This window comes from Streptomyces sp. SLBN-118 (assembly GCF_006715635.1).
GTDB lineage: Bacteria > Actinomycetota > Actinomycetes > Streptomycetales > Streptomycetaceae > Streptomyces.
In genome coordinates this window covers 2,046,870-2,060,854 of record NZ_VFNP01000001.1, presented here as the reverse complement: position 1 = coordinate 2,060,854, position 13,985 = coordinate 2,046,870, and the positions used below count along the sequence as shown (strand labels likewise).

The 13,985-nt window shown below is 68.9% G+C and carries 11 protein-coding genes; 7 read left to right on the top strand and 4 right to left on the bottom strand.

Annotation, left to right across the window (positions count from 1 at the left end):
• Positions 1-101 precede the first annotated feature (101 nt).
• The 3 genes from FBY35_RS09240 (at position 102) to FBY35_RS09230 (ending at position 1,547) form a co-directional block, all read left to right on the top strand.
• Complete coding sequence (locus FBY35_RS09240) at positions 102-485, top strand: helix-turn-helix domain-containing protein (RefSeq protein WP_142213321.1); 384 nt, start codon at positions 102-104, stop codon at positions 483-485.
• A 144-nt stretch (positions 486-629) separates the two neighbouring features.
• Positions 630-1,100 (top strand): Dps family protein, encoded by a 471-nt coding sequence (locus tag FBY35_RS09235; protein ID WP_142213320.1) that lies wholly within the window; start codon positions 630-632, stop codon positions 1,098-1,100.
• 168 nt (positions 1,101-1,268) lie between these two features.
• The gene (locus tag FBY35_RS09230; protein WP_142213319.1) at positions 1,269-1,547 is read left to right on the top strand and encodes a hypothetical protein; all 279 of its coding nucleotides are present in this window, start codon (positions 1,269-1,271) and stop codon (positions 1,545-1,547) included.
• Here FBY35_RS09230 and FBY35_RS09225 read toward each other — a convergent pair.
• The 3 genes from FBY35_RS09225 to FBY35_RS09215 all read right to left on the bottom strand — a co-directional run bounded on the left by FBY35_RS09225 (position 1,495) and on the right by FBY35_RS09215 (position 7,826).
• Positions 1,495-2,268 carry an SDR family NAD(P)-dependent oxidoreductase gene (locus FBY35_RS09225; protein WP_142213318.1) on the bottom strand — a complete coding sequence of 258 codons (774 nt, stop codon included), beginning with the start codon at positions 2,266-2,268 and terminating at the stop codon, positions 1,495-1,497. The two genes, FBY35_RS09230 and FBY35_RS09225, sit on opposite strands and share 53 nt — an antisense overlap.
• 50 nt (positions 2,269-2,318) lie before the next feature.
• The gene (locus FBY35_RS09220) at positions 2,319-3,125 is read right to left on the bottom strand and encodes an Fpg/Nei family DNA glycosylase (protein ID WP_142213317.1); all 807 of its coding nucleotides are present in this window, start codon (positions 3,123-3,125) and stop codon (positions 2,319-2,321) included.
• 81 nt (positions 3,126-3,206) lie between these two features.
• On the bottom strand, positions 3,207-7,826 hold the full coding sequence (locus FBY35_RS09215) for an ATP-dependent helicase (RefSeq protein WP_142213316.1): 4,620 nt from the start codon (positions 7,824-7,826) through the stop codon (positions 3,207-3,209).
• A 177-nt stretch (positions 7,827-8,003) separates the two neighbouring features.
• On the opposite strand from FBY35_RS09215, the gene FBY35_RS09210 reads away from it, so the two are divergent.
• Positions 8,004-9,929 carry a TIR domain-containing protein gene (locus FBY35_RS09210; protein ID WP_142213315.1) on the top strand — a complete coding sequence of 642 codons (1,926 nt, stop codon included), beginning with the start codon at positions 8,004-8,006 and terminating at the stop codon, positions 9,927-9,929.
• 15 nt (positions 9,930-9,944) lie between these two features.
• Here the strand turns inward: FBY35_RS09210 and FBY35_RS09205 are convergent, their stop codons facing one another.
• A complete protein-coding gene (locus FBY35_RS09205; RefSeq protein ID WP_142213314.1) occupies positions 9,945-10,880 on the bottom strand; it encodes a hypothetical protein in 936 nt (311 codons plus the stop codon).
• Positions 10,881-10,958: 78 nt separating this feature from the next.
• Between FBY35_RS09205 and FBY35_RS09200 the strand changes: the two genes are divergently transcribed.
• The 3 genes from FBY35_RS09200 (at position 10,959) to recA (ending at position 13,985) form a co-directional block, all read left to right on the top strand.
• Positions 10,959-11,153, top strand: coding sequence for a DUF3046 domain-containing protein (locus FBY35_RS09200; protein ID WP_142213313.1), 195 nt, complete (start codon positions 10,959-10,961; stop codon positions 11,151-11,153).
• A gap of 261 nt (positions 11,154-11,414) precedes the next feature.
• Positions 11,415-12,656, top strand: coding sequence for an AI-2E family transporter (locus FBY35_RS09195; RefSeq protein ID WP_142214983.1), 1,242 nt, complete (start codon positions 11,415-11,417; stop codon positions 12,654-12,656).
• Between the two features lie 195 nt (positions 12,657-12,851).
• Positions 12,852-13,985 carry a recombinase RecA gene (recA, locus tag FBY35_RS09190; RefSeq protein ID WP_142213312.1) on the top strand — a complete coding sequence of 378 codons (1,134 nt, stop codon included), beginning with the start codon at positions 12,852-12,854 and terminating at the stop codon, positions 13,983-13,985.

Below are 13,985 nucleotides of genomic sequence, written 5' to 3'. Positions count from 1 at the left end.
GCCCTGAGTGAACACGACATCGCTCCCCGCACGGCCGCGGCACGAGGCGGTACGGTGGGGCGTGAAGGATGCGGCTACGCGGTCCGAGGAGGGAGCCACCGATGATCCTGCTCCGTCGCCTGCTGGGTGACGTGCTGCGTCGGCAGCGCCAGCGCCAGGGCCGTACTCTGCGCGAAGTCTCCTCGTCCGCCCGAGTATCGCTCGGCTATCTCTCCGAGGTGGAGCGGGGGCAGAAGGAGGCTTCCTCCGAGCTGCTCTCCGCGATCTGCGACGCGCTTGACGTACGGATGTCCGAGCTCATGCGAGAAGTGAGCGACGAGCTGTCGTTGGCCGAGCTGGCCGAGTCGGCAGTGGCCAGTGAGCCGGTGCCTGCGCCAGTACGCCCGATGCTCAATTCCGTCTCCGTTACGTCGGTGGCGGGTGTGCCGACGGAGCGGGTGACGATCAAGACGCCTGCGGAGGCGGTCGACGTGGTCGCCGCCTGATCCGTACGGCTCTGTACGGCTTGGTTTGGGCTGAGCCCCGACTGGTACTCGAGTGCCGGTCGGGGCTTTTGCTTGCCCCGGATGTCCCGTTTGCGGGGCTGTGCCATCGTGAGCGGGTAGCTGCGAACCGAGTGGAGGACATGGATGTCTGTCGTGAAGAGCACTCTGTCCGAGACGGACCTCAAGACGGTCGGCGATGCTCTCAGGGGCGCGCTCGTCGATCTTGTGGATCTCGCGCTGGTGGCCAAGCAGGTTCACTGGAATGTCGTGGGCCCGCGCTTCAGGTCCGTACATTTGCAGCTCGACGAAGTGGTGGACACCGCGCGGCAGCACTCGGACATAGTGGCCGAGCGTGCCTCGGCGATCGGGGTGACGCCGGACGGGCGGGCCGCGACGGTGGCGGCTCAGAGCGCGATCGGCGCGGTGCCTGAGGGGTGGATCAAGGACGGCGACGCCGTGCGGACGCTGGTGGACGCGCTTGGTGCGGTGATCGGGCGCATGCGGGAGCGGATCGAGGTGACCGCCGATCCGGATCCGGTGAGCCAGGACCTGCTGATCGGACTGACGGCGGATCTGGAGAAGCATGCCTGGATGTTCCAGGCGGAGAGCGCGTAGGGCCGTCCGGCGGGTGGCGGGCGGACCGCGTGCGGCTGCGGACCCTGGCGTCCCGGACGCACCCTGGAGTGAGGCGGTCGATCGGCGCCCCGTGCGCCGGGGTCGGCCTCCGGTGCGCCCTCCCCGAGGGCGAATGCGCCGGTCTAGCGTGGACCGGAGGAGGCAGCCATGGCAGTACGCGGGGTCGCGCCGGTGGTCGCCCTGGGGCTGGCGGCGGGCGGCCTCTGGTGGTGGGCCGTGCTGCGGCTGGTGATCGTGCCGGAGCAGACGGGACTTGTGGAGGGCGCGGTGGCAGCGGGCGGATGGGGGCTGAGCCTGCTGCCCGTGCATGTGACGGCGTCCCGCGGGAGCTCGGCCGGGATCGCCAGGATCGGTACGGTGCGTGATGCCGGGTTCACCAGGGCATCGCGACGCCGCCGTTCGGGCGGAGGATCTGGCCCGTCGTGAAGCTGGACGCGTCCGAGGCCAGATGAAGCACCGTGTGGGCGATGTCCTCGGGCTCGCCCACGCGGCGGAGCGGCGACAGCCGGACCATGGCCGCCTCGGCCTGGTGCTGGAGCGTCGCGTCGTGGCGGTCGGTCATCGGGGTGCGGACCCAGCCGGGCGCGACGGCATTGACCCGGATGGAGTGCGGGCCGAGTTCGGTCGCGAGCGTCCTGGTCAGCTGGACGACGGCCGCCTTGGCCGCGCTGTAGCAGAGCAGACCGGCACTCGCGGCGTCCACGGCGGCGGATGCCATGGTGACGATGGACCCCGGGGTGCCCGCGGCGATCATCACGCGGGCCGACTCCTGGCAGGCGTACAGGATCCCCTTGAAGTTGACCGCGAGGACGCGGTCCAGGTCCTCGTCTCTCGTCTCCAGCACCGTGCTGCTGTGCATGATTCCGGCGACGGCGGCCAGGATGTCCAGCCTGCCGGTGCTCGCGGCGTACTCGATCGCCGACTTCAGCTGGGCGCGCTCGCTGACGTCGAGGGGATGGGTGTGCGCGGTGCCGCCCGCCTCGGAGATCAGGGACGAGGTCTCGTCGAGTCCCTTCTCGTCGATGTCCGCGCAGTGGACGGCGGCTCCCGCCCGGGCCAGCAGGACGGCACAGGCGCGGCCTATGCCGCTCGCCGCGCCGGTGACGAACGCCGTGCGGCCCGTGAGGTCGTACGCGGTGAGGGGCATGCGGGGACCGTACGACTGGATCTGACGGATCGTCAACTGGTGTGACGGGATCAGGGAATGGGGCCTGACTGGCAGCCCGGGCACCAGTAGGTGGGGCGCTCGCGGCTGCCGTCGCCCTGATTGGCCCTGCGGATCGCTGTGCCGCAGCGCAGACAGGGCCGGCCCTCGCGGCCGTACACATGGAGGCGGTCGCCGGGTCGACGGCTCGCCGCGGTCGTGGTGCGGCGGTCGAAGCTGTTCCTGTTCGCTTCAAGGAGGCGGTGGGCGGTGGCCACCAGGCGCGCGGGAGTGTCGGCGGGGAGTTCACCGATGGGCAGCCAGGGCGTCACTCGGGCCAGAAAGGCCAGCTCCGACTTGTAGACATTGCCGATGCCCGCCAGATTGCGCTGGTCGAGCAGAGCCTCGCCGAGGGCGCGGGCCGGGTCGGCGAGCAGGTTGGCGGCGGCGACGTCCGGGTCCCAGTCGGGGCCGAGCAGGTCCGGGCCGAGATGGCCGACCGCTTGGTTCTCGTCGGCTGTACGCAGCAGCTCCAGAACGGGCAGCCGGTATCCGACTGCGGTGTGGGCGGCAGTGCCGAGGACCGCGCGGACCTGATGCGTGGGGCCGCCGCGCCAGCGCTCGCCTGAGCCGTACACCTGCCATGAGCCCTCCATCCCCAGGTGCGAGTGAAGGGTGAGGCCGCCCTCGACGCGAGTGAGCAGATGCTTGCCGCGCGGGGTGACGTCGAGGACGGTCCGCCCGGTGAGATCGGCGGTGGCGAAACGGGGCACGCGGAGGTCGGACCGGGCGAGGGCCTGCCCCGCGAGGGCGGTGTCCAGGCGCTTGGCGGTCTGCCAGACGGTGTCTCCTTCGGGCATGACATCCATGATGCGGGGCGCGGTCGCCTGCGGTGGGCCTTGTCCCCTACCACCGACTCCCAACCCGCACCATGCCCAGCGTCATGGCCGCAGCCGCAACCCCCTCGGCGTCGCGTGGAAGCCCGCCGACTCCAGCGCACGGCCCAGCGGCGACGTCAGCGCCGGTATGCCGTTGGTCCGCTCGACCGTCACCGTCCCCAGCGCACCTGCGCCCGCCGCCTGGGCCAGCGCCCCTGCCGCCGCGTGGAGCGCGGGAGAGTCCGGGTCCGTGGCCCAGGCCAGGAGGGTCTTGCCGCCGCGTTCCATGTACAGGGTCAGCTCGCCGTTGACCAGGACGACCAGGGAGCCCGCCTTCCGGCCGGGCTTGTGGCCGGCGCCGGTCGGCGGTTCCGGCCAGGGCAGCGCGGCGCCGTACGCATTGGCCGGGTCGGCGGCGGCCAGTACCACGGCCTGCGGTGCCGTCTGCGTATCGGCCCGGTCCCTGGCCGTGGCCGCCGCCCGGAGACGGTCGACCGCGCCGTCCATCGCGAACTGTGCCGCGCCCAGCCCCTCCACGACATAGCCGCGCCGCGCCTGACCGCTGTCCTCGAAGGCGGAGAGGATGCGGTACGTCGCGGAGAAGCCGCCCTCCACACCCTCCGCGGCCACCGCCCCCCGGGTCACCACGCCATGGCGGTCCAGGAGCGTGCGGGCGATGGCGTGCGCGCGATGCGTGGGGTCGGGCTCGGCGCCCGGGAGCAGCGACCAGCGGCCGCTGACCGTCGGCGGGCCGGTGCGGGAAGCGGGGCGGGCCGCGGCCGTGATGCTGCCGTACCGCCCCCGGGGTACGGTCCGTCGGGCGCGATGGGCCGTGGATCCGGCGGTGCGGCCAGAGCCGAGCAGTGAACGGAGCGGCGCCAGACTGTCGTTGGTGAGCCGTCCCGACCAGGCGAGGTCCCAGACGGCGTCGGCCAGTTCGGCATCGGCGGCGTCGGGGTGAGTCGTGGCCCTGATCTGGTCGGCGATCTGGCGGAAGAACAGTCCGTACCCGGGGGCAAGGGCGCTGAGGACCGACTCGTGGAGCGCGGTGAGTTCCAGGGGGTGGGGCTGGGGGAGGAGCAGTGGGGCGGCGTCGGAGAGGTAGAGGGACATCCAGCCGTCCTTGCCCGGGAGGGAGCCCGCTCCGGCCCAGATGACTTCGCCGGTCGTGGTCAGTTCGTCAAGCAGGGCCGGGGCGTATCCGGAGACACGCGACGGGAGGATCAGCTTCTCCAGCGCAGAGGCCGGCACCGCGGCACCCTGGAGCTGCTCGATTGCGCGGGCGAGTCCGTCGATACCGCGCAGGCTGTTGCTGCCAAGGTGCTGCCACTGCGGAAGGAAGGTGGCGAGGGCGGCGGGCGGGACCGGCTCGAGTTCCTGGCGCAGCGCGGCCAGCGAACGTCGGCGCAGTCGGCGCAGCACGGCCGCGTCGCACCACTCCTGGCCGATGCCCGAGGGGTGGAACTCGCCCTGGACGACCCGCCCGCTCGCGGCGAGCCGGTGCAGCGCGCCGTCGGTGACCGCCGCGCCGAGGCCGAAGCGGGCCGCAGCCTCAGTCGAGGTGAACGGACCGTGCGTCCGAGCGAACCGGGCCAGCAGATCGCCGAGCGGATCCCTCACCGGCTCGGTGAAGGCCTCCGGAACGCCCACCGGCAGCGCCGTTCCCAGGGCGTCCCGCAGTCTGCCCGCGTCCTCGATCGCCGCCCAGTGGTCCGCGCCCGCGATCCGCACCCGGATCGCCCGTCGGGATGCGGCAAGATCCCGGGGCCACCGTTCATTCCCGCCGCGCTCGGCCAACTCCGCGTCCGTCAGCGGGCCGAGGATCCGCAGCAGGTCGGCGACGCCCTCGACGTCCTTGATCCGGCGGTCCTCGGTGAGCCACTGCAGCTCACGCTCCAGCTCAGCCAGCACCTCGGGGTCGAGCAGCTCACGCAGTTCGGCCTGACCGAGCAGCTCCGCCAGCAGCCTTGAGTCCAGGGAGAGGGCCGCGGCCCTGCGTTCGGCGAGCGGTGAGTCGCCCTCGTACAGGAACTGGGCGACGTATCCGAACAGCAGCGAGCGGGCGAAGGGCGAGGGCTCGGGCGTCGTGACCTCGACGAGGCGGACCCGGCGGGACTCGATGTCGCCCATCAGCTCGGTGAGACCCGGTACGTCGAACACGTCCTGCAGGCACTCGCGGACCGCTTCAAGGACGATGGGGAAGGAACCGAACTCGCTTGCCACCTGGAGGAGTTGGGCCGCGCGCTGGCGCTGCTGCCACAGCGGCGTGCGCCTGCCCGGACTGCGGCGGGGCAGCAGCAGCGCCCGCGCGGCGCACTCGCGGAAGCGGGAGGCGAAGAGCGCGGAGCCGCCCACCTGGTCGGTGACGATCTGATTGATCTCGCCCTTGTCGAACACGGCGTCCGCCGCGCCGACCGGAGCCTGCTCGCTGTCGTAGGTCGTATCGAGATGGACTGGGTCCTGGTCCAGGAGGTCGAGGCCCATCAGATCGGCGTCGGGCAGCCGCAGCACGATGCCGTCGTCGGCGTGCATGACCTGCGTGTCCATTCCGTACCGCTCCGCCAGGCGGGCACCGAGCGCCAGCGCCCAGGGGGCGTGCACCTGGGCGCCGAAGGGGGAGTGGATCACGACCCGCCAGTCGCCGAGCTCGTCGCGGAACCGCTCGACCAGGATCGTCCGGTCGTCGGGGACATGGCCACAGGCACGGCGCTGCTCATCGAGATAGGCGAGGACGTTGTCGGCGGCCCAGGCGTCCAGGCCCGCGGCCAGCAGACGCAGCCGGGCGTCCTCGGGAGTGAGCCCGCCCACCTCGCGCAGGAACGCGCCCACCGCACGGCCCAGTTCGAGCGGGCGCCCCAGCTGGTCGCCCTTCCAGAAGGGGAGCCGGCCCGGAACCCCGGGGGCGGGGGAGACCAGCACCCGGTCACGGGTGATGTCCTCGATCCGCCAGGAGGTGGTGCCGAGGGTGAAGACGTCGCCGACCCGGGACTCGTACACCATCTCCTCGTCGAGCTCGCCGACCCGGCCGCCGCCCTTCTTGGGGTCGGCCCCGGCGAGGAAGACTCCGAACAGTCCGCGGTCCGGGATGGTGCCGCCCGACGTGACCGCGAGCCGCTGCGCACCCGGCCGGCCCGTGACCGTACCGGCGACGCGGTCCCACACCACGCGTGGGCGCAGTTCGGCGAAGGCGTCCGAGGGATAGCGGCCCGCGAGCATGTCGAGGACGGCGGTGAAGGCCGACTCCGGCAGCGAGGCGAAGGGCGCGGCCCTGCGTGCCAGCGCCAGCAGATCGTCGACCTGCCAGGTGTCCAGAGCGACCATCGCGACCAACTGCTGGGCCAGCACGTCCAGCGGGTTGGACGGGATGCGCAGCGCCTCGATGGAACCGCTGCGCATCCGCTCGGTCACCACGGCCGACTGCACCAGATCGCCACGGTACTTGGGGAAGACGACACCCGTGGAGACAGCGCCCACCTGGTGTCCGGCGCGGCCGACCCGCTGCAGACCGGAGGCCACGGACGGGGGCGACTCGACCTGGACCACCAGGTCCACCGAGCCCATGTCGATGCCCAGCTCCAGGCTGGACGTGGCGACAACCGCGGGCAGACGGCCTGCCTTCAGATCCTCCTCGACCAGGGCGCGCTGCTCCTTGGAGACCGAGCCGTGGTGTGCGCGGGCGAGGAGTGCAGGTGCGCCCTGCGCGGCTCCGGACTGCGCCATGATCTCGGCCGGTGGCGGACCGTCGGGCATGGCTTCCCCGGTGGCGCGTTCATACGCGATCTCGTTGAGGCGATTGCACAGTCGCTCCGCCAGGCGCCGGGAGTTGGCGAAAACGATCGTGGAGCGGTGCGCCTGGACCAGGTCGGCGATCTTCTCCTCGACATGCGGCCAGATCGAGGGCTTCTCACCGTTGTCCGACTCGGATGCGGGGGAGCCGCCCAGCTCGCCCAGATCCTCCACCGGCACGACCACCGAGAGGTCGAACTCCTTGCCCGAGGGCGGCTGCACGATCTCCACCTTGCGCTGAGGTGACAGATAGCGCGCCACCTCGTCCACCGGGCGCACCGTCGCCGAGAGCCCGATCCGACGGGCGGGGCGCGGAAGCAGTTCGTCGAGCCGCTCCAGCGATACGGCGAGGTGCGCTCCGCGCTTGGTCCCCGCGACGGCGTGCACCTCGTCCAGGATCACCGTCTCGATGCCCGACAGCGCGTCCCGCGCCGAGGAGGTGAGCATCAGGAACAGCGACTCGGGTGTCGTGATCAGGATGTCCGGCGGCTTGGTGGCCAGCGACCGCCGCTCGGCGGCCGGGGTGTCGCCCGAGCGGATGCCGACCCGTACATCCGGCTCAGGCAGACCAAGACGCACGGATTCATGGCGAATCCCGGTCAGCGGACTGCGGAGATTGCGCTCCACATCGACGGCGAGAGCCTTGAGCGGAGACACGTACAGCACACGGCAGCGCATCTTCGGGTCCGCGGGATGGGGCGTCGACGCGAGACGGTCCAGGGCTGCGAGGAAGGCGGCCAGGGTTTTGCCTGATCCCGTCGGGGCGACCACCAGCACGTCCGACCCTTCGCCGATGGCCTGCCAGGCCCCCTCCTGCGCGGCGGTGGGCGCGCTGAAGGCTCCCGTGAACCAGCTCCTGGTCGCGGGGGAGAAGGTGTCGAGCGCTGAAGCCGTCATGCCCCCCATCGTGCACCGCACCACTGACAACGGGGGCTCCCGCGGCCCTGGCGCTGTGAAATCGGGCACCACAGTCGTTACGGAACACGACTCCTGTCCCTTATGGCACAGAATGCAACCGCAGAGCCGGCGGACGCACGGTCGGCAATTTGAGTATCGCAGCCGGTTTAATTGCAAATGCTTCCAGAACGATATTGGATCTTGCTAAAGTTATCGTGCTGGACTTGTAGGCTTGGAGGGGCGATGGGTCGGGTCTTCATCTCGTACAGTCATGCCGATAAATTGTATGCGGAGCGAGTCATTCGGCAGCTGAGGTCGGCTCGGTTCGACGTTGTCGTGGACCAGGACGCTCTGCAGGCCGGGCAGGAATGGCGTACCGAACTGTTCCGGCTGATCAGGTCGTCGCAGGCAATTCTTGTGATTCTCACCGAATCGGCGCGGAATTCTGAGGAAGTCGCATCGGAATGGGCTTATGCCCTGGGAGTCGGTGTTCCGGTTTTCCCGCTCCGCTTCGAGATGACATCCCGACCGTCCAGGCTGGATCAGCTGCACGGATTCGATTTCCGTCGGCACTCCGCCCCCTGGGGCGACCTGATCAAAACGCTGAACTTTCTGCCGCCTGCCCCTCAGGAGTTCACGGAGGGGCTTGAGGAGGTGCAGAGCACGGCTCAGCAGATTCGCGCGAACCTCGACTTCCAGAGCAACAGATGTTTTCAGCACATCGTCAGTCAGTCGTTACGTGAAATGGGCAGTCAGCTTCAGTCGATCGGGTCCGGTTCGCAGTATATGGTGCCTGCCACCCAGTACCCGTTCTATTTGATTTCTGCTCAGAATGTCCTGAGGGCTCGCGTCAAGGCGCTGGCGCTGGTGGACCAAGAGGAATTATTCTGGCAGCAGGGTGTCGGGAGGGTCATCAACGAGAGCGCCCAACCGGAAAGCGTTCGAGTATTCGCGTTCACTTCGTCCGGCGATTTTCACCGAATGTTCGAGACGCTGACGTACTATGCCGGCATCTATCGGGTGTATGCCATCAGTTATGAGCACTTGGTGGCTAAATTCAGCGCCTTCGGCAAGGATTTCTCGATCATCGAGGCGGATGGTGACCGAGTTCTCGGCAGCTATGCCGGTCCGGTCGGAGAAAAGGTAATACGCTTTTCTGCCGATGTCGACGAAGTCATCGATCATGAACGCGCACTGGATAGGATTGTTGCCGTGGCGCGCCCGATCGCCCCGGATGATCGAGGGAAAGTTGTGGCTGCAAGTAAGCAGATCTTCGAAGACTGGAAGCTCTCACCGCTCATGCTCAAAACGGCAGAGATGTCGCTGTACATTGCGATCGACGACTATGACGAGTTCGAAGAGCGGCATGCCTACTATGTCGAGATGATGGCCGAAATGCTGGCCGTTTTCCGCGCTCGGCGCGGCCGTAGGTATTCACGTGATCATGAACGTTGTCAGGCTCTGGAACTTGGTGCCGGAACAGGGATCTTCACCCGCCGTCTCGCGAACGAACCCGATGTGGAATGCGTCGCGGTCGAGATCGACTTCGCGTGCAGCAATAAGCTGGAGCGCAATCTGCGCGCCCAGTCGAACGCGGTCGCGGTGAATGCCGACAGTCGCACGTACCGGGAGGGTGGCGACGGCGGGCGTTTCCAGTTCATCTTCTCCTCCTTCGCGGATCACCACATCAAGCTGGAAGACAAGAGCCGCTATTTCGAGAACATCAAGAACAATCTGGCGCCCGGCGGCCGGATCGTCATCGGTGACGAGTTCCTGCCGGAATACGACCCGAACGACGACGAAGCTTGGCAGGCAGCCCTGCGCGGGTACCACGGGCACATCATCGAATTCGCCGCCGCCCGTGCTGCCGAACATGAGAGCCGGGGCGAGGATGAGCAGGCCCGTGCGCACCGGGAACTGATCAAGCTGGAATCCGCCGCACTGGAATCCGGCTTGGCCAAGCAAGGCGACTTCAAGCTGTCACGTTCTCTGTACGAGCAGATCCTCAAAGAGCAGGGGTTCCAGTTCCAGGCGAAGAAGATCGGCCCTCTGGACGACGACTCGGTGGGGGGTATCTACGTGTACGAGCTGTGGCTCGACTGAGACGTCATTCAGTCGTCAGTCGATGGCGTGACCGTGCGCGCGGAGGGTTCGGAGCGCCTCGATCGTCACGATCGGCCGCGCCTCCAGCGCCGTGCCCGGCGCCCACTGGCGCCAATTGAGCAGCCAGCCGCCGTCCTCGCGCTGCTCGCTCGCCAGATGCTCCAGCGAGCGCGTCATCTCCTCGTCCGTGAACCAGCGGCGGGCGAGCGACTGCGGCGTTCGGGCGTAGTGATACGGGAAGTGGTGCTCACCCGGCGCATAGCCGGGCGAGACCGGATAGTCCTCGGTCCGTCGCGGGTCGAGGACCGCCAGGCGCTGCTCACGCACCAGCCGTCCCAGCCGGTCCGCCACAATTTCGGCGCGTGAGCGGTCCGGCACCCCGTCGAGGAAGGCGACCGCGGCCTCGATCTCGTACGGATGCGACTTCTCGAGACTCTCGACCGCCGCCCAGCAGAAGTCCGTGGCTCGGAACAGCCATGCGTGCCACACCTGATTGTGGTGCAGCAATCCGACCACCGGACCTGTCGCGAGCAGTTCGCTCGGCGGATCGTCGACGATCGGGATGAACGGTGCGGCCGGATATCCCCGCTGCGAGGGGTGGATCGCGGGCAGCGCACCGTCGGGTGTTGACACCTCGGTGAGGTAGCGGCACATCCGCTCCACGCGCAGTCCGCTGCAGCGTCCGATGGAGTCGAGGATGCGCAGGGCGTGTGCCGTGTGCAGCGGCTGGCTGACCGGGCCGCGCAGATCGGGTTCGAGGGCGTGGCCGTAGCCGCCGTCCTCATTGAGATACGCGGCCAGGGCGGTCTCCACGGGATCCTCGTCACCGCCCAGGAAGTGGTAGGCGAACCTCCGCTGTTCCAGCACGCGGGCGGTCAGCCAGATGAAGTGCTCCGCACGGGCGAGAGGTGACGCGAGCGAGGGCACGGGGGTTGCTCCGGTTCCAGCCATGCTCCGACCGTAGGGCGGAAAGGGCTTTCGTCACGTGGGACGGGCGAGGCTGCACCCCAGGGGCGGGATACTTGCTTCATGCGGTTGACGATTTTCTGGGAGCGCATGGCGGATCACTTCGGTCAGGCCTACGCGGACTCCTTCGCGCGCGACCATGTGATGGCCGAGCTCGGGGGCCGTACGGTGCACGAGGCCCTGGCCGCCGGCTGGGAGGCCAAGGACGTGTGGCGCGGGGTCTGCGCGGCGGTGGGGGTCCCGGCCGAGAAGCAGTGACACCGGCAGGAGCATGGGGGTGGGACGAAGGTTCGGCCCCGGTGCCGGGATTTCGGTCTGGGACCGGGGGGACCTGTAGCGGAGCCCGTAGGCGACACTGACCGGGTGGCCGAGACCGACAAGACCGAGCAGGACATGGCCGAGCCGGATGTGACCGCTGAGGACACCGCCGCTCGGGACGCCGGCGCGCAGGACACGAGCGCCTGTGTTCCGAACCCGCCGCCCCCGGCGCCCGGAGCCGGAGCGCCCGGGCAGGTCGGTATGCCTCGGTGGCTTCCGCGCGCCATGGTGCTCGGGCTGGCGCTCTACGCCTGCTTCCAGCTGGGCAGTTGGGCTTTCCACCAGCTCATTGGGCTGCTGATCAACATCCTGATCGCATTCTTCCTGGCGCTCGCGATCGAGCCCGCGGTCGGCAGAATGTCAGCGCGCGGCATGCGCCGCGGCCTCGCCACTTTCCTGGTCTTCTTCGCGGTGTTCACCGCGGCCGCCGGCTTCGTCTTCCTCCTCGGATCGATGCTGGCCGGCCAGATCGTCGACATGGTCGAGGGATTCCCCAAGTACCTCGACTCGGTGATCCGCTGGATCAACGACACCTTCCACAGCGAACTCTCGCGTGTCGAGATACAGGACAGCCTGCTGCGCTCCGCCTGGCTGCGGAAGTACGTCCAGAACAGCGCGAGCGGAGTACTGGACATCTCCGCCACCGTGCTCGGCGGGCTCTTCAAACTGCTGACGATCTTCCTGTTCTCGTTCTACTTCGCGGCCGACGGGCCCCGCCTGCGCCGCACGCTGTGCTCCGTACTGCCGCCCGCCAAACAGACCGAGGTGCTGCGCGCCTGGGAGATCGCCGTCGACAAGACGGGCGGCTATCTCTACTCGCGCGGCCTGATGGCGCTGATCTCGGGTGTCGCGCACTACATCCTGCTGGAGGTCCTGGGCGTGCCGTACGCCCCGGCCCTCGCCGTCTGGGTCGGGCTGGTCTCGCAGTTCATTCCGACCATCGGCACGTATCTTGCGGGCGCGCTGCCCATGCTGATCGCGTTCACGGTCAATCCCTGGTACGCGGTGTGGGTGCTCGGATTCGTGGTGATCTACCAGCAGTTCGAGAACTATGTGCTGCAGCCCAAGCTCACCTCCAAGACGGTGGACATCCATCCCGCGGTGGCCTTCGGCTCGGTCATCGCGGGAACGGCGCTGCTGGGCGCGGTCGGCGCACTGATCGCGATTCCGGCGGTCGCCACTCTGCAGGCGTTCCTGGGTGCCTATGTGAAGCGGTACGCCGTGACAGACGACCCGCGTGTCCACGGCCACCGGTGGCGTGGTGGCCGGGCGCTCGACCGGCTGGGCGGGCTACCGCGCAGCCGGGACGGGCGCAGCCGGGACGGGGGCAGCCGGGACGGGGGCAGCCGGGACGGGCGCAGCCGGGACGGGGGCGAGGAAGAGGACACCTCCGCCCGGTCCTCCGGATCCTCTGGGGCCTCCGGGACCGACGACCGGCCCTGAGACCCACCCGCGGTGCCTCGAGTGGTGCGCTTGACACCAAAATCGAACATCCATTCTTATGGGATTCCGGCCCGGGTTTCCCAGCGGCTTGCCAGAGTTATCCACAGGCTGGACGGACGTCGGGGCCCATTGTCAGTGGCAGGGGTTAGCGTCTTTGACGTGAAGCGATCGACTCAAGCAAATCGGGTGGAACCCATGGCAGGAACCGACCGCGAGAAGGCGCTCGACGCCGCGCTCGCACAGATTGAACGGCAATTCGGCAAGGGCGCTGTGATGCGCCTCGGCGAGCGGCCGAACGAGCCCGTCGAGGTCATCCCCACCGGGTCGACCGCGCTCGACGTCGCGCTCGGCGTCGGCGGCCTTCCGCGCGGCCGTGTGGTGGAGGTGTACGGCCCGGAGTCCTCCGGTAAGACGACCCTCACCCTGCACGCCGTGGCCAATGCCCAGAAGGCGGGCGGCGCCGTGGCCTTCGTGGACGCCGAGCATGCCCTCGACCCCGAGTACGCGAAGAAGCTGGGCGTCGACATCGACAACCTGATCCTGTCCCAGCCGGACAACGGCGAGCAGGCGCTCGAGATCGTCGACATGCTGGTGCGCTCCGGCGCGCTCGACCTGATCGTCATCGACTCCGTCGCCGCGCTCGTACCGCGCGCGGAGATCGAGGGTGAGATGGGCGACTCGCACGTGGGTCTGCAGGCGCGGCTGATGAGCCAGGCGCTCCGGAAGATCACCAGTGCGCTGAACCAGTCGAAGACCACCGCGATCTTCATCAACCAGCTCCGCGAGAAGATCGGCGTGATGTTCGGCTCGCCGGAGACCACGACCGGTGGTCGCGCGCTGAAGTTCTACGCCTCGGTGCGGCTCGACATCCGCCGCATCGAGACCCTCAAGGACGGCACCGACGCGGTCGGCAACCGTACCCGCGTCAAGGTCGTGAAGAACAAGGTCGCGCCGCCCTTCAAGCAGGCCGAGTTCGACATCCTCTACGGCCAGGGCATCAGCCGTGAGGGCGGTCTGATCGACATGGGCGTGGAGCACGGCTTCGTCCGCAAGGCCGGCGCCTGGTACACGTACGAGGGTGACCAGCTGGGCCAGGGCAAGGAGAACGCCCGCAACTTCCTCAAGGACAACCCCGATCTCGCCAATGAGATCGAGAAGAAGATCAAGGGGAAGCTGGGCGTCGGCGTGAGGCCACAGGCCCCTGCGGCCGAGCCCGGCGCGGACGCCGCCGGCACCGGTGCGGCGGCTCCGGCCGAGGACGCGGCGAAGTCGGTGGCCGCGCCCGCCTCGAAGGCCAAGTCGGCCAAGTCGGCGGCGGCCAAGGGCTGA